A 15,211-nucleotide genomic window follows, 5' to 3' on the forward strand; every position below is an offset into this window, starting at 1 on the left:
AAATGCCCGCTGAGTGGTCGGCCCACTGGCCGTAGAATTTGTCGCATCCGGTCGCGGCGTTCCGCGACCGGATGTCTTGCTTACTCGGCCGCGCCCCTATTCGGCAGCATCTGGCAGCCGGACAGGGTTGTCGTCGAGCTTGGTATTCTCCAGCTCGACATTGAGGCCGAGAGACCGCATTTCCTTGACGAGCACGTTGAAGCTCTCGGGAATGCCGGCCTCGAACGTGTCGTCGCCGCGCACGATCGCCTCGTAGACCTTGGTGCGGCCGGCGACATCGTCCGACTTCACCGTCAGCATTTCCTGCAGCGTGTAGGCGGCGCCATAGGCTTCCAGCGCCCAGACCTCCATTTCGCCGAAGCGCTGGCCACCGAACTGCGCCTTGCCGCCCAGCGGCTGCTGGGTAACGAGCGAGTAAGGACCGATCGAACGCGCGTGGATCTTGTCGTCCACCAGGTGGTGAAGCTTGAGCATATAGATATAGCCCATCGTCACCTTGCGATCGAACGGCTCGCCTGTGCGTCCGTCATAGAGCTGCGACTGACCGCTGGTGTGCAGGCCCGCCTGCTCCAGCATGATGTTGATGTCGACTTCATGCGCGCCGTCGAACACCGGTGTCGCGATGGAGACGCCGCGGCGCATCTGCTCGCTCAGGCGAACGATGCTCTCGTCGTCATATTCGCGGACCGGCTCGTTGCGGTCGTTGGCTGGGATGAAGCTCTCGAGCGTCTTGCGCAACGGCTTGATGTCTCCAGCCGTCTTGTACGCGTCGATAAGCTCGCCGATCTTCTTGCCCATGCCCGCGCATGCCCAGCCCAGATGCGTTTCCAGGATCTGGCCGACATTCATGCGGCTCGGCACACCCAGCGGGTTGAGCACGATATCGGCATGCGTGCCGTCCTCGAGGAAAGGCATGTCCTCGACCGGAACGATCCGCGACACGACACCCTTGTTGCCGTGACGTCCCGCCATCTTGTCGCCCGGCTGCATCTTGCGCTTCACGGCCACGAAGACCTTGACCATCTTCATGACGCCCGGAGGCATTTCGTCGCCGCGCTGGACCTTCTCGACCTTGTCCATGAAGCGCTGCTCGAGCGCCTTCTTGGAATCGTCGTACTGGCCACGCAGGGCTTCCAGTTCGCTCTGGAGCTTTTCGTTCTCCACCGCAAACTGCCACCACTGCGAACGTGGATACTCGTCAAGCGTGTCCTTCGACAGCTTCGAGCCCTTCTTGAAGCCCTTCGGCCCGGCAATCGCTTCCTTGCCGACGAGAACGTCGGAAAGGCGCGAATAGACGTTGCGGTCGAGGATCGCCTGCTCGTCGTCGCGGTCCTTGGCGAGGCGTTCGATCTCCTCGCGTTCGATCGCCATGGCGCGCTCGTCCTTCTCGACGCCGTGGCGGTTGAACACGCGCACTTCGACGACGGTGCCGAAGGTGCCCGGAGGCATGCGCATCGAGGTGTCGCGAACGTCCGACGCCTTTTCGCCGAAGATGGCGCGCAGGAGCTTTTCTTCCGGCGTCATCGGGCTTTCGCCCTTCGGCGTGATCTTGCCGACCAGGATGTCGCCCGGCTGCACTTCCGCGCCGATATAGACGATGCCGGCTTCGTCGAGGTTCTTCAGCGCTTCTTCCGAAACGTTCGGAATGTCGCGTGTGATTTCCTCCGGTCCAAGCTTGGTGTCGCGGGCCATGACCTCGAATTCCTCGATGTGGATCGAGGTGAAGACGTCGTCGGCCACGATGCGCTCGGAGAGCAGGATCGAGTCCTCGTAGTTGTAGCCGTTCCACGGCATGAACGCGACCAGCACGTTGCGGCCGAGCGCCAGATCGCCGAGCTCGGTCGACGGACCGTCGGCGATGATGTCGCCCTTGTTGACGCGGTCGCCCATGCGCACCAGCGGACGCTGGTTGATGCAGGTGTTCTGGTTCGAACGCTGGAACTTCATCAGCCGGTAGATGTCGACGCCCGACTTGCCGGGATCGAGATCTTCCGTGGCGCGGATGACGATACGCGTCGCGTCCACCTGGTCGACGATGCCGCCGCGGCGGGCGCCGATGGCGGCGCCCAAGTCACGGGCAACGATCGGCTCCATGCCGGTGCCTACGAACGGCGCTTCGGCGCGCACCAGCGGCACGGCCTGACGCTGCATGTTGGAGCCCATCAGCGCGCGGTTGGCGTCGTCGTTCTCGAGGAACGGGATCAGCGCCGCGGCCACGGACACCATCTGCTTGGGCGACACGTCCATCAGATCGACGTTTTCGCGCGGCGCCATCATCACTTCGCCGGCGCTGCGGCAAATGACGAATTCGTCGACGAAACCACCATTCTTGTCGAGCTCGGCATTGGCCTGCGCAACGTGGTGCTTAGACTCTTCCATAGCGGAGAGATAGACGACCTCATTGGTCAGCTTGCCATTGACGATCTTGCGGTACGGGCTTTCGATGAAGCCGTACTTGTTGACGCGCGCGAAGGTCGCCAGCGAGTTGATCAGACCGATGTTCGGGCCTTCCGGCGTCTCGATCGGGCAGATGCGGCCGTAATGCGTCGGGTGCACGTCACGCACTTCGAAGCCGGCGCGCTCGCGGGTCAGACCGCCCGGTCCAAGTGCCGACAGGCGGCGCTTGTGGGTGATCTCCGACAGCGGGTTGGTCTGATCCATGAACTGCGACAGCTGCGAGGAACCGAAGAACTCGCGCACGGCGGCAGCCGCCGGCTTGGCGTTGATCAGGTCCTGCGGCATCACCGTATCGATCTCGATCGAGGACATACGTTCCTTGATCGCGCGCTCCATGCGCAGCAGGCCGACGCGGTATTGGTTCTCCATCAGCTCGCCGACGGAACGCACGCGGCGGTTGCCGAGATTGTCGATGTCGTCGATCTCGCCCTTGCCGTCGCGCAGTTCGACCAGCGTCTTGACCACCGCCAGGATGTCGTCCTTGCGCAGCACGCGCACGGTGTCCTCAGCCTTGAGCTCGAGGCGCATGTTCATCTTGACGCGGCCGACGGCCGACAGGTCGTAGCGCTCCGAGTCGAAGAACAGCGAGTTGAACATGGCTTCGGCGGTTTCAAGCGTCGGCGGCTCGCCCGGGCGCATGACACGGTAGATGTCGAACAGTGCGTCCTGGCGGCTCTCGTTCTTGTCGACGTTGAGCGTATTGCGGATGTAGGCGCCGACATTGACGTGGTCGATGTCGAGAACCTTGATCTCGCTTTCGCCCGTGCCGAGCAGCACCTTCAGCGTCTTTTCGTCGATCTCGTCGCCGGCTTCGAGGAAAATCTCTCCGGTGCCGTAGTTGACGATGTCCTCGGCCAGGTAATTGCCGAGCAGATCCTCGTCGGTCGCCTTGATCGCCTTCAGACCCTTTTCGCCAAGCGCTCTTGCCTGGCGGGCGGTGATCTTCTTGCCGGCCTCGACGACAACTTCGCCGGTATCGGCATCGACGAGGTCGCCAACGGCCTTCAGGCCGCGGAAACGCTCGACGTTGAACGGGATGCGCCAGTGGTCACCGGCGCGCTTGTAGGTGATCTTGTTGTAGAAGGTCGACAGGATCTCTTCGCCGTCCATGCCGAGCGCCATCAAGAGCGACGTCACCGGAATCTTGCGGCGGCGGTCGATGCGGGCATGCACGACGTCCTTGGAATCGAACTCGATGTCGAGCCACGAACCGCGATAGGGAATGACGCGCGCCGCAAACAAAAGCTTGCCCGAGGAGTGCGACTTGCCCTTGTCATGGTCGAAGAAGACGCCCGGCGAACGGTGCATCTGCGAGACGATGACGCGCTCCGTGCCATTGACGATGAAGGTGCCGTTGAGCGTCATGAGCGGCATGTCGCCCATATAGACGTCCTGCTCCTTGATGTCCTTGATCGACTTTGCGCCGGTATCCTCGTCGATATCGAACACGATGAGGCGCAGCGTCACCTTGAGTGGCGCGGCATAGGTCAGGTCGCGCTGACGGCATTCGTCAACGTCGAATTTCGGTCCTTCGAACTCGTACTTCACGAACTCCAGCATCGAGGAGCCGGAGAAATCGGAGATCGGGAAAACCGACTTGAAAACGGCCTGCAGTCCCTCGTCCGGACGCCCACCCTTGGGCTCCGCCACCATCAGGAACTGGTCATAGGATGCTTTTTGAACCTCGATCAGGTTCGGCATCTCCGCAACTTCCGGAATCTTTCCGAAGAACTTGCGTACGCGTCTGCGGCCATTGAAAGTCTGGGTCTGGGCCATCGTCGCTCCTTAGCTATAAACTCGGGGCGAGCCTCGCCGCGGCTCACCTTGCATGCGCGGCCACCTCGGCGGCGGCCCCTGATCTGTTTCCCGCCGCCTGGCGGCGACGGCTAAAACGGGAGAAAACCCGTTTCCTGAAGGCCGGTTTCGGCCCTCAGGAAAGAGGTTCTCGTACATCTCGCGCTACGCATCCTCCCCTCTGATGAAGGGAGTGGCGGACGGCGCGAGGCCGCCCGCCGCTTTTACGCTTACTTCAGGTCGACCTTGGCGCCGGCTGCTTCCAGCTGGGCCTTGAACTTCTCAGCGTCAGCCTTGGAAACGGCTTCCTTGACCGGCTTCGGAGCTGCTTCGACCAGATCCTTGGCTTCCTTGAGGCCCAGGCCGGTGATGGCGCGGACTTCCTTGATGACGTTGATCTTCTGAGCGCCTGCCTCGGTGAGGACGACGTCGAATTCCGTCTTTTCCTCAGCCGGAGCAGCAGCAGCGGCAGCGCCGCCGGCAGCGGCAACCGCCACCGGAGCAGCAGCCGAAACGCCCCACTTTTCTTCCAGAAGCTTCGACAACTCGGCCGCCTCGAGGACGGTCAGCTTCGAAAGGTCGTCTACGATCTTTGCCAGATCAGCCATTGTTGTATTCCTTCATCAGGTTCGAACGTGTGTTTGTGATAGCGAGGAACGGCCTCATGCCGCCTCGTCCTTCCGGGCGTAAGCGCCGATTACGCGCGCGACCGAAGCCGCTGGCGCATTGACGATCTGGGCGATCCGGGTTGCCGGCGTGGCGATCATGCCAACCAGCCTGGCGCGCAGCTCATCGAGCGACGGAAGTGTGGCGAGTGCCTTCACACCGTCGGCGTTGAGCGAGGTGGTGCCCATTGCGCCGCCGAGAATGACCAACTTGTCATTTCCCTTGGCGAAATCGGACGCGACCTTCGGCGCCGCAATCGGATCCTCCGAATAAGCGATCAGCGTCTGTCCCTTGAACAGGTCGATGATCGATGCGGAGTCCGTGCCCTGAAGAGCGATTTTGGCGAGACGGTTCTTCGCGACTTTGACGGTGCCACCGGCAGCGCGCATTTTCGACCGAAGGTCGTTCATTTGCGCGACGGTGATACCGGCGTAGTGGGCCACGACGACTGAACCAGCGCCTGCAAAAGCACCATTCAGGCCCGTGACGAGTTCGCGTTTTTCCGCTCTGTCCACTGCCTATCTCCAGTTGACCCCTGCCCCGCTAGTGGGACAGGCGTCGGGTTGCCTTTTTGCCGGCCGGGCCATCCATTACAGATCTCCCGAACGACGCTCGAGGATCCTGCCCCCTTTCGCCACATCGACGGCAAGCCGGAGATGCGCAGACAAAAGGCAAACACGGTTCGAACCTTTCATTGGAGCTTGTCGCTCCGTTGTCCGGTTTTCACCCGTCTCATGCAGGCCCAATTCAATTAAGGCTTCTGGGCCGCCTGCAATCTCGGACAGGATGTCCGGAAGCCTCTCGACTTCCGGTACCGGGCCGCCGACAAGTCGGAGGCCCGGAATTCACTTGCGGATCAGCGCCTTGGCAGCCGATCCAGATGTTCGTATCAAGACGCTGCGAGCGTCGAGACGTCGAGCTTGAGGCCTGGGCCCATCGTCGAGGTGACCGACACCTTCTTGACGTAGTTGCCCTTGGCGCCAGCCGGCTTTGCCTTGGTCACGGCATCGGCGAAGGCGCGGACGTTTTCTTCCAGCGCCTTGACGTCGAACGAGACCTTGCCGACGCCGGCATGAACGATGCCGGCCTTCTCGACGCGGAACTCGACAGCGCCGCCCTTCGATGCCTTGACGGCGGCGGCGACGTCGGTGGTGACGGTGCCGACCTTCGGGTTCGGCATCATGCCGCGCGGGCCCAGCACCTTGCCCAGACGGCCGACCAGCGGCATCATGTCCGGCGTGGCGATGCAGCGATCGAAGTCGATCGTGCCCTTCTGGACGATGTCGACCAGATCCTCGGCACCGACGATGTCGGCGCCGGCGGCGCGAGCCTCATCAGCCTTGCCGCCACGTGCGAACACGGCGACGCGGACCGAGCGGCCGGTGCCGTTCGGCAGGTTGACCACGCCGCGGACCATCTGGTCGGCATGGCGCGGGTCGACGCCGAGGTTCATCGCCACTTCGATGGTCTCGTCGAACTTCACCGTCGAACGGTCCTTGAGCAGCTTCAGCGCCTCACCAAGGGCATAGGCCTTGTTGGGGTCGATGCCGTCACGGGACTTCGATACACGCTTTGCAATCTTTGCCATGATCTCAGCCCACCACTTCCAGACCCATCGAGCGGGCGGAGCCCTCGACCATGCGCATGGCCGCCTCGACGTCGTTTGCGTTCAGATCCTTCATCTTCTGTTCGGCGATGGCGCGCACCTTGTCGCGGCCGATCGTGCCGGCCTTGATCTTGCCCGGCTCTTTCGAACCTGACGTCAAGTTCGCCGCCTTTTTCAGGAAGTAGCTCACCGGCGGCGTCTTCATGACGAAGGTGAAGGACTTGTCCTGGTAATAGGTGATGACGACCGGGATCGGCGATCCCTTTTCCATTTCCTGGGTCTGCGCGTTGAACGCCTTGCAGAATTCCATGATGTTGATGCCGCGCTGGCCAAGTGCCGGGCCGATCGGCGGAGACGGCGTAGCCGATCCCGCTTTGACCTGGAGCTTGAGCTGGCCTGCAATTTTCTTAGCCATCTCTTTCCTGCCTTTATCTCATGCCGGCCCCAGTATCGGGAACACCGGCGGTTGCAGTCTGGTGGTGCGGTCCGCGCGGCCGGCTAAAGCCGCATTCGCCTCCCACCCGTTCATGGCCGCGCGCTTTCCGCGCCGCCTCCCCTTGCCGGCGAACCGGCGCAGGGTTTTCGGATCAGCCCTTTTCGACCTGTCCGAATTCCAGATCGACCGGCACGGCGCGCCCGAAGATCGATACTTCCACCTTGAGCCGCGCCCGCTCCTCGTCCACTTCCTGGACGAAACCGTTGAACGAGGCGAACGGGCCATCCGAAACGCGGATCGCCTCGCCGATCTCGAAAGTGACCGAGGGCTTCGGCCGCTCGACGCCTTCCTGAACCTGGTTCAGGATGCGCTGCGCCTCGGCTTCGGTGATCGGCACCGGCTTGGAGTCACCGAGGAAGCCGGTGACCTTCGGCGTGTTCTTGACCAGCGAGAACACCGCATCGGTCAGATTGGCCTTGAGCAACACATAGCCCGGAAAGAACTTGCGCTCGGCATCGACCTTGCGGCCGCGGCGGATCTCGACGACCTTCTCGGTCGGCACCACGATCTGTTCGATATCGGCGGACAGGCCCTTCTGCTTGGCCTTGTTCTCAATGTCCTCAGCGACCTTCTTTTCGAAGTTCGAATAGGCGTGGACGATGTACCAGCGCGCGGTCATTTCAAGACTTCTCCGTAATCGCCGGACTTAATGGCCGAGGCTCAGTAACCGCTCGATCGCGTAGCCCATGGCCACGTCGGCGGTGAAGAAAAAGATCATCGCGATGACCGCGAATACGAGCACCATCACCGTCGAGATCATCGTCTCCCGGCGCGACGGCCAAGTCACCTTGGCGGTTTCCGCGCGAACCTGCTGGAGAAAGACGAAAGGATTTGTGGTTTTCGAAGCCATATGCCGCTCTGTCTTCAAGACCCGTTGGCCGGGTCTCCTGGATGATCCCGCTGGCCGGGACGTGCCGCCTGGGTTCAAGTCGGCGCCGAATCAGCGCCATTTCGCCCATGCAAATCGGACGCGTAAAGCCGGCTTCCCAGCTCCACGCGTCGCGTGTCTGTTGTGTCTACATAAAACCGATTCTTGATCCACGCAAGTGGCAAGTGTCCGCTTTATGACCAAACGCCGCCTCGGAACCATCCAGTCGTCCCGTCCCGGCTATCGGGGCCTTATGCCTCAGTTCGCCCAATATGGCAAGCCACCTGCCCTTTTTCAATGCCGGACCCCAATTCCAGGAGGTGGATCCGGAAATCAGGCACGCGATTACAAGTTCGAGGAAATGGCGTTGCGGAGAACCTGCGACCTGCTGTTTTGGAAACCAAATGAAGCGCACGCAAGATTGGAATCCAGCTGCCCATGCCGAGGCAGCTGGATCAACCCAGGGTTAGTTAGGCACAGGCGAGTTCGACCCCGGCCACTGCGCCCATTCCGCATGGTGGGCGTGGGCGCGGCGCGATCACTGCCGGGCACGGGGGCGGGTCGTCGTCATCGTCGGGGCCGAAAGAACGGCCACTATGCCGCCAAGCTTTGAGAACGCTGCGGCGCGAGGAGGGTCGCCAAGGCCGCACCCGGCCTGAAGTCTCTTTCCCCAGCGTGGGTTTCTCATCCAGAGCCTTCAACGCCCTCAGAATCTGGTCGACAGGGATTACCGTGCCGTTGTCCAGGCGGCGCAAGGCAGGCTGGTTTTCCACCGCGCAGGCATCGGACGCCCACGAGGAAAGCAGTGCCCGCTTTTCTCCACGGCTGAGGCGTGGATGGTTGATGACGTCGTCTGGATTGTCGAGCAGGCACAAAGAAGTTTCAATTTTGCCCGAGCGTGCCGCAGAAAGTGTCGGTGTCTCGTAGAAGTTGTCCATCTCCATTCTCCGCAATCTGGGCCTCCCGGCCGAAGCCGGGAGGCGGACCGCAGGGATAACTGAATCGATACGATCAGGCCGCTTTGCGGGTGCGTTCCGTATCCTGGGCGATCTGCTTGCCGCCCACCTGGGCGTCGCCGGCCCCGATGCTGATGCGGCGCGGCTTCAGCTCTTCGGGAATCTCACGGACGATGTCGATGGTCAGGAGACCGTTCTCAAGGTTTGCTGCCTTGATCTTCATGTGGTCGGCAAGTTTAAACGTCTGCCTGAAAGTGCGGTAGGCGATGCCCTGGTGCAGCAGCTGGCGTCCGCTCTGGTCATCAGCCTTCTGGCCTACCACGACCAGTTCGGGTCCATGCTGGGTCAGCTCAACCTCATCCTGGCTGAAGCCTGCGATGGCCATCGAGATACGGTAATCGTTCTCGTCGACCTTCTCGATGTTATAGGGCGGCCAGTCCGGACGCGTGCCGCTGTCGAGCATGTCGAAAAGACGGTCAAAACCGACGGTGCTGCGATAGAGAGTATCAAAGGTTCTCATAGCCACATTCTCCTTGAAGCAACATGGGTACAAGGGCGCCGCCCAGCAGCGCCGCCTTTGCCAAGCCAATCGGCCTCGGCGGGAAACGAATTAGGAAGGGCTGAAAACCGGTTCAAGAGCCCTATTCAAAAAAAATTCCAGAAGCCAGGCCAGCATCCCGCTTCCAATAATTCGCAGCCGCTGAAAAGCAGCCGGCGGCAGCAAAATAGGCCTATTCTGAATTGTGAACGCAAACGGCAATTGGCTCGCCAATGGCAGTTGAATCAAGGAAATCGGTTCGTGGAAATACGCCGACTTCGGCATTGCGCATCAGCGCTCTCGCTCTGCGCATGCCTCCGGAACGTCGGATGGGCTCGTCGAGTACGCGGCTTCAGCCCAACCAAACGAGGAGCCAAAACAAGGCGTTTCTAAAATGCCGGATTCCAACGAGGAAAATGGCACGGGCAGCAGGGCTCGAACCTACGACCTGCGGTTTTGGAGACCGCCGCTCTACCAACTGAGCTATGCCCGTACGCGCGTTTCAGCGCAGGCGCTTCCTAAAAGCTTCCGGGCGCGCTGTAAAGAGTTGTCTGACGCGCTTTCAGATCCTTTGCCGGAAATCCGGATAGGTGATGACCAGCCCGTCCCTGCCGATCTCGATTTTTCGCCTGCCTGAAGCCGCATGCCGGCGCTCAATCCCCGGCCGGCGGCTTGTACGGCCCGCCCGGTACGCCCCAGCCCCAGGCCGGCATCGGTTCGGTCTGCGGGTCGCAGGTCTCGCCGAGGGTGGAATTCATCTTGGCAAGCCGTGACCCCCATTCGACATAGCCCATGAAGGCGGAACGGAATTCGGGATCGTCCGGCAGCCCGACCGCATCGGCGGCATCGGCAAGCAGGCTGATCCAGCGGCGGCGCTGTTCCTCCGTCAGATGCTTGCCCAAGTGATGCATGACCATCTCGCGATGGCCGCCATGCTGTTCGCTGTAGGTCTTGGGTCCGCCAAAAACCTCGCCGATGAAGGCCGCGACATGCGCCGGATGATCCGGGGACATGTGTTTGAACACCGGGCCGACCACCGGGTCGCGGGACACCTTGTCGTAAAAGGTTTCCGTCAGCCGATTGAGGGCTTCGATGCCGCCGGCCCATTCGTAGAGTGTCGGGATGTCCTGGCTCATTGTCGATCCTCCGCCAGCCCGGCGCCGGCACGACGATAGCGGAAATCGCGCCCTGCTCAACCTGCCTCGATGGCGAGTGTGAACCCGCCGCGCTACAATTTGGCCGGCGCTTCGGCGTGATGTCGCTTGCCGGCGTCGCCTTCCTCGGCTCCAGCACGCCCATCCGACTCCTTTCGCTTCCATGACGATAGGGCACGATCAGCCATTGGACGACGGCACCACGCGGCAATTCTCAGGTTTCGGCGCCGATTTGCAGATGCTGGACCCCGTCAGCGCATCCACCGACTGGCGCCCGGTCGTCAGGCCGACCTTCAGCATCATGTCGGGTTCGAGCTGACGCTCGACCGAACTGCCCTGGAGCGCCCTGAACAAAGCGGGGCTGATCGCCATCTCGTCGAGGTAGGACCTGACCGCCTGCTTTTGCCCCATCAGATAGAGGCTGAGCCGCGCCTGGGAACCAACAAGCCGTCTGGCGCCACCGGCCAGCATGAGCGCGCAGGCCGAATCGCAGTCGCCGTCGCCATCGACGCTCAGTCCGGCATAGGCGCCGTCCTTGGCCAGGCAATTCCACTCTGCCGGGTCGCAGCCGACGAAATCGGTGCGGGCAACGGCAACGTCGAGCTTCCTTTCATGGATAAGCCGCCCCGCCGCCAGGGCGCCGGAGAGGTCTCCGCCTCGCGAGCTGATCACCACCGGCAGCCGCCGGTTGCCAAGCGTGGCGAGCAATTGGCTGAGTTTCTGCGGCGTCTCGGGCGTAATCGCGCCTTGCGCTGCAATCCATTCCGGGCAGTCGGGATTGCAGAGCGGGTTGCTGCCGCGAACCACGACAAAGCGCATGCCGTCATCGTGCGGTGCGCTCTCCGGCTTCACCGGCAGCGGCGCAGCCTTTGCCACGTCCGGCAGGCCGCCGGCTGGCTTGTTCTCCGGTATTTCCCGGCAATTCGGAGCCGGAAGGTCCAGCCTGCACAGGCTTGCGCTGGTCAGCAGATCTGCAGCGTCTTCGCTGGTGACCAGCTTCATTGTCAGCATGTCGCTGAGGTCGATCTGCTGGATGTCGCTGGCCGGCGTGCTCTTCATCGTCTCGATAATGCTGAGGTCGACACCCATCTCCTTGAAATAGGCGGACAGCTTGCGCTCCACCCCCTTGCTCATCTCGTAGGTCTTGTAGCTGCGGGTGTTCTTGCGGCTGACGACCTTCTTGCTGATGACCCGCTTCTTGCCTTTCACGATCCGGTAGCGGACCTGATATTGCACGTTCATCTGCACGATCGTGGTGGTGATCTGGTGGACGCCGAGATAGGCCAGCGGCCCGACCAGGCGCCTGGTGCCGCCGGCCAGCATCATTGGACAAGCGGATGCGCAATAGCTGCCGAGCACATAGGGGCTGCCGATATAGTGCGCGCCTCTGGCGTCGTTCTCCTTGCAGTTTTTCACCCCTGGCTCGCAGCCGACGAACCAGGTCCTGCCGACCGCGATGTCGAGCTTGTTCTTGCGTATCATCCGGCCCATGGCGATGGCTGCATCGACATCGCCGCCGGGAGAGTTGATGACGATCGGCAATTTGCGGCCGCCGAGCGTTTTCAGGGCAGCCTTGAGCAGCGCCGGCGACTTGGCCGATATCGCACCCTCGGCCGATATCCATTCCGGACAGCTCGGCTCACAGCCCGCCGCGTCGCTGCGCACGACGACGAACCGCATCGGCGGATCCGGATCCGGCTCTGAATTTTTTGTCTCGGCCGCCAAGGCGGCAGTGCCCATGGCAAACATCGACACCAGGCAGATCAGCCCCAGTGCCCACCATGACCGACTATGCAAACGGTGCTGTGGAACCATCCGACCAAGCCCTCAATGCAATCTATACTGTAGAGGCTCACAGACTTGCAACAGAGATTGGGACCCCAAAACAGGCACATCTGGCCAACGAAAAAGGGGCGGCCCGAGGGCCGCCCCTATCCGTTTCGATCCGGCGATGCCGGGCTCGATTACTCTTTGATGGTGACGACGATGCCGGCACCGACGGTGCGGCCGCCTTCACGGATGGCGAAGCGCAGCTTCTCTTCCATGGCGATCGGCACGATCAGCTCGACATCGACCGTGATGTTGTCGCCGGGCATAACCATTTCCGTGCCTTCCGGCAGCGACACGATGCCGGTCACGTCGGTCGTGCGGAAGTAGAACTGCGGACGGTAGTTGGTGAAGAACGGCGTGTGACGGCCACCTTCGTCCTTGGTCAGGATGTAGGCTTCGGCCACGAACTTCTTGTGCGGCTTCACCGTACCGGGCTTGGCCAGAACCTGGCCGCGCTCGACGCCTTCACGATCAACGCCGCGCAGCAGCGCGCCGATGTTGTCGCCGGCCTGGCCCTGATCGAGCAGCTTGCGGAACATCTCGACGCCCGTGCAGGTCGTCTTGGTCGTCGGACGGATGCCGATGATTTCCAGTTCCTCGCCGACCTTGACGATGCCGCGCTCGACGCGGCCGGTGACGACCGTGCCACGGCCCGAGATCGAGAACACGTCTTCGATCGGCATCAGGAACGGCTTGTCCAGCGGACGAACCGGCGTCGGGATATAGGCATCGACCGCAGCCATCAACTCGCGGATCGCATCTTCGCCGATGGTCTTGTTGGAATCTTCCAGAGCAGCCAGCGCCGAACCCTTGACGATCGGAATGTCGTCGCCGGGGAACTCGTTCTTCGACAGAAGCTCGCGAACCTCGAGCTCGACCAGTTCGAGCAGCTCGGCGTCGTCGACCTGGTCGACCTTGTTCAGGAACACCACGATCGACGGCACGCCGACCTGACGGGCAAGCAGGATGTGCTCGCGGGTCTGCGGCATCGGGCCGTCGGCGGCCGACACCACCAGGATCGCGCCGTCCATCTGCGCAGCGCCGGTGATCATGTTCTTCACATAGTCGGCGTGGCCGGGGCAGTCGACATGGGCGTAGTGGCGCGCTGCCGTCTCGTATTCGACGTGCGCCGTCGAAATGGTGATGCCGCGGGCCTTCTCTTCGGGCGCCGCATCGATCTGGTCGTAGCGCTTGTACTCGCCAAAATACTTCGTGATCGCCGCCGTCAGCGACGTCTTGCCATGATCGACGTGGCCAATCGTGCCAATGTTCACATGAGGCTTGTTACGCTCGAATTTACCTTTTGCCATAGTCTCTTTCCTTGGACGGCCTTGACCTTCAGTTCAGTCGAATGCGGGGCGATTAGCGACTACGGCCGAAAAACACAAGTGCCTTGTGGCCGGGTGCGCTGTCCACTCGGTGCGAACCGATGATCCGATTGCGGGGATGTGGCGCTGATATAGGAACGCGCGAACGGAAATGAAATGGGGGCTGCGGGCTCCAGCACCTGTTTGCTATTCCCGCCCATGTCCTGTCCCGCCCATGTCCTGGCCTTTGCCTGCCGGATGTGCAGCCGGCGCCTGGCCCATTGCCGCTGCGGCGGCGGTCTGATTTGGTTGCCCCATGCAATTCATACCGACCTCCATACGCGGCCCGCTGTTCATGATCGTTTCGACGGGGTCGTACCTCGTCAACGACACGATGATGAAGCTCGCCACAGCGGGATTGCCGTCCTATGAAGTGCTGTTCCTGCGCGGGGTCGCGGCCACGCTATGGGGCATGCCGCTGCTGTTCCTGCTGGGCTATCGCAGGCAGATCCCTTTGATCTTCGACAAACGCGTGCTGCGCCGCAACCTGCTCGAGCTGGCGGCCATCCTTTGCTACGTCGTGGCGCTGGCCAACATGCAGATCGCCGATTCGACCGCGCTCGGGCAGATCACCCCGCTTTTGATGCTGGTCGGCTCCTCCATCCTGTTCGGCGAACGGATCGGCGGCGTGCGCATGGCGCTGATCGGGCTCGGCTTCATCGGTGCGCTTATGGTGGCCCAGCCGACCATGCAGGGCATCTCGGTCTATGCGTTGCTGGCGCTCGGCAACGCGGCATTGGCGGCGGCACGCGATCTTGCCGGCAGGCGGGTCGCGGCCGAGGTGCCGGGCATGATCGTCGCCATTTCCGCCATCGTGGTGGTGCTGATCGGCGCGGGCGCCGCGCATCTCGTTTCCGAGCGCTGGGTGATGCCGGAAGCCCGGCACCTGCTGCTCATGGCCGGCGCCGGATTCTTCCTGATCTTCGGCCATTTCTTCATCTTCATGGCCTATCGCGTCGGTCCGACCGGCGTGGTGGCGCCGTTCTACTACTGCTTTACCGTCTGGGCGGTCATCTCAGGCGTGCTGGTATTCGGGCAGTTCCCGAATGCCCTGGCGGTCTGCGGCATCCTGCTGGTGGTCGCGAGCGGGCTGACCATCGTCTCGCTTGATGAACGCAAACGCAGGCTGACCGTCGTCGCCTGACCTTCAAGTCAACGCGTCGAAGCAGGTTTGGCCGACCTGCGGTCGGCCAGTCGGCAGACTGGCGCCTAAAGCGTTCGCTTGCCGGAGAACTGGTGATAGGCCCACAGCACGACCACCGCGCCGATAATGGCGACGATCAGGCTCCAGATGTTGAGGCCGGTCACACCCGTGGCGCCAAAGGCGCTGAAGATCAGCCCTCCGACGATGGCGCCGACAATGCCGAGCACGATATCCATGATCAGGCCCTGGCCGGTCTTGTTGACGATCTTGCTGCCGATAAAGCCGGCGATGACGCCGAGGATGATCCAGCTGATAATGCCCATTTTTCCTCTCCA

At 62.1% G+C, this 15,211-nt stretch carries 14 protein-coding genes and 1 tRNA gene; 1 reads left to right on the forward strand and 14 read right to left on the reverse strand.

The features are described from left to right. Positions 1-96: 96 nt before the first annotated feature. From rpoB to tuf, 13 genes are all read right to left on the reverse strand, one after another. Positions 97-4,233, reverse strand: a complete 4,137-nt coding sequence (gene rpoB / locus AC3CCE_RS19755) for a DNA-directed RNA polymerase subunit beta (protein ID WP_488377184.1) — start codon at positions 4,231-4,233, stop codon at positions 97-99. A gap of 248 nt (positions 4,234-4,481) precedes the next feature. Then, the gene (gene rplL / locus AC3CCE_RS19760; protein WP_023667436.1) at positions 4,482-4,859 is read right to left on the reverse strand and encodes a 50S ribosomal protein L7/L12; all 378 of its coding nucleotides are present in this window, start codon (positions 4,857-4,859) and stop codon (positions 4,482-4,484) included. Between the two features lie 54 nt (positions 4,860-4,913). Beyond that, the gene (gene rplJ, locus AC3CCE_RS19765; protein ID WP_023667437.1) at positions 4,914-5,432 is read right to left on the reverse strand and encodes a 50S ribosomal protein L10; all 519 of its coding nucleotides are present in this window, start codon (positions 5,430-5,432) and stop codon (positions 4,914-4,916) included. A gap of 374 nt (positions 5,433-5,806) precedes the next feature. Next, the gene (gene rplA, locus AC3CCE_RS19770) at positions 5,807-6,505 is read right to left on the reverse strand and encodes a 50S ribosomal protein L1 (RefSeq protein ID WP_023667438.1); all 699 of its coding nucleotides are present in this window, start codon (positions 6,503-6,505) and stop codon (positions 5,807-5,809) included. 4 nt (positions 6,506-6,509) lie between these two features. Next, entirely contained in the window at positions 6,510-6,938 is a 429-nt protein-coding gene (gene rplK / locus AC3CCE_RS19775; protein WP_006333334.1) for a 50S ribosomal protein L11, read from the reverse strand. A gap of 172 nt (positions 6,939-7,110) precedes the next feature. Next, positions 7,111-7,638 (reverse strand): transcription termination/antitermination protein NusG, encoded by a 528-nt coding sequence (gene nusG / locus AC3CCE_RS19780; protein ID WP_006333333.1) that lies wholly within the window; start codon positions 7,636-7,638, stop codon positions 7,111-7,113. 27 nt (positions 7,639-7,665) lie between these two features. Next, positions 7,666-7,869 (reverse strand): preprotein translocase subunit SecE, encoded by a 204-nt coding sequence (gene secE / locus AC3CCE_RS19785; protein ID WP_023667439.1) that lies wholly within the window; start codon positions 7,867-7,869, stop codon positions 7,666-7,668. Positions 7,870-8,357: 488 nt separating this feature from the next. Further along, a complete protein-coding gene (locus tag AC3CCE_RS19790; RefSeq protein WP_352627348.1) occupies positions 8,358-8,825 on the reverse strand; it encodes a hypothetical protein in 468 nt (155 codons plus the stop codon). A gap of 73 nt (positions 8,826-8,898) precedes the next feature. After that, positions 8,899-9,363 (reverse strand): Hsp20 family protein, encoded by a 465-nt coding sequence (locus AC3CCE_RS19795; protein WP_286487389.1) that lies wholly within the window; start codon positions 9,361-9,363, stop codon positions 8,899-8,901. Between the two features lie 435 nt (positions 9,364-9,798). Then, positions 9,799-9,874 (reverse strand) — tRNA-Trp (locus AC3CCE_RS19800). Between the two features lie 160 nt (positions 9,875-10,034). After that, on the reverse strand, positions 10,035-10,517 hold the full coding sequence (locus AC3CCE_RS19805) for a group II truncated hemoglobin (protein ID WP_023667442.1): 483 nt from the start codon (positions 10,515-10,517) through the stop codon (positions 10,035-10,037). Between the two features lie 198 nt (positions 10,518-10,715). Then, a complete protein-coding gene (locus AC3CCE_RS19810) occupies positions 10,716-12,350 on the reverse strand; it encodes a COG3904 family protein (protein WP_352627345.1) in 1,635 nt (544 codons plus the stop codon). A 149-nt stretch (positions 12,351-12,499) separates the two neighbouring features. Next, entirely contained in the window at positions 12,500-13,675 is a 1,176-nt protein-coding gene (tuf, locus tag AC3CCE_RS19815; RefSeq protein WP_023723394.1) for an elongation factor Tu, read from the reverse strand. Positions 13,676-13,988: 313 nt separating this feature from the next. On the opposite strand from tuf, the gene AC3CCE_RS19820 reads away from it, so the two are divergent. Then, positions 13,989-14,876 (forward strand): DMT family transporter, encoded by an 888-nt coding sequence (locus tag AC3CCE_RS19820; RefSeq protein ID WP_352513690.1) that lies wholly within the window; start codon positions 13,989-13,991, stop codon positions 14,874-14,876. A gap of 65 nt (positions 14,877-14,941) precedes the next feature. On the opposite strand, the gene AC3CCE_RS19825 is transcribed toward AC3CCE_RS19820, so the two are convergent. Then, positions 14,942-15,199, reverse strand: a complete 258-nt coding sequence (locus AC3CCE_RS19825) for a GlsB/YeaQ/YmgE family stress response membrane protein (protein WP_023688411.1) — start codon at positions 15,197-15,199, stop codon at positions 14,942-14,944. Positions 15,200-15,211 lie beyond the last annotated feature (12 nt).

It is taken from the genome of Mesorhizobium sp. P160187, assembly GCF_057766425.1.

What these genes read in the sequence shown, in the direction of transcription:
- rpoB (WP_488377184.1), bottom strand. Translation starts at nt 4,233, where the DNA reads ATGGCCCAGACCCAGACTTTCAATGGCCGCAGACGCGTACGCAAGTTC.
- rplL (WP_023667436.1), bottom strand. Translation starts at nt 4,859, where the DNA reads ATGGCTGATCTGGCAAAGATCGTAGACGACCTTTCGAAGCTGACCGTC.
- rplA (WP_023667438.1), bottom strand. Translation starts at nt 6,505, where the DNA reads ATGGCAAAGATTGCAAAGCGTGTATCGAAGTCCCGTGACGGCATCGAC.
- rplK (WP_006333334.1), bottom strand. Translation starts at nt 6,938, where the DNA reads ATGGCTAAGAAAATTGCAGGCCAGCTCAAGCTCCAGGTCAAAGCGGGA.
- nusG (WP_006333333.1), bottom strand. Translation starts at nt 7,638, where the DNA reads ATGACCGCGCGCTGGTACATCGTCCACGCCTATTCGAACTTCGAAAAG.
- secE (WP_023667439.1), bottom strand. Translation starts at nt 7,869, where the DNA reads ATGGCTTCGAAAACCACAAATCCTTTCGTCTTTCTCCAGCAGGTTCGC.
- AC3CCE_RS19790 (WP_352627348.1), bottom strand. Translation starts at nt 8,825, where the DNA reads ATGGACAACTTCTACGAGACACCGACACTTTCTGCGGCACGCTCGGGC.
- AC3CCE_RS19795 (WP_286487389.1), bottom strand. Translation starts at nt 9,363, where the DNA reads ATGAGAACCTTTGATACTCTCTATCGCAGCACCGTCGGTTTTGACCGT.
- AC3CCE_RS19805 (WP_023667442.1), bottom strand. Translation starts at nt 10,517, where the DNA reads ATGAGCCAGGACATCCCGACACTCTACGAATGGGCCGGCGGCATCGAA.
- AC3CCE_RS19810 (WP_352627345.1), bottom strand. Translation starts at nt 12,350, where the DNA reads ATGGTTCCACAGCACCGTTTGCATAGTCGGTCATGGTGGGCACTGGGG.
- tuf (WP_023723394.1), bottom strand. Translation starts at nt 13,675, where the DNA reads ATGGCAAAAGGTAAATTCGAGCGTAACAAGCCTCATGTGAACATTGGC.
- AC3CCE_RS19820 (WP_352513690.1), top strand. Translation starts at nt 13,989, where the DNA reads ATGCAATTCATACCGACCTCCATACGCGGCCCGCTGTTCATGATCGTT.
- AC3CCE_RS19825 (WP_023688411.1), bottom strand. Translation starts at nt 15,199, where the DNA reads ATGGGCATTATCAGCTGGATCATCCTCGGCGTCATCGCCGGCTTTATC.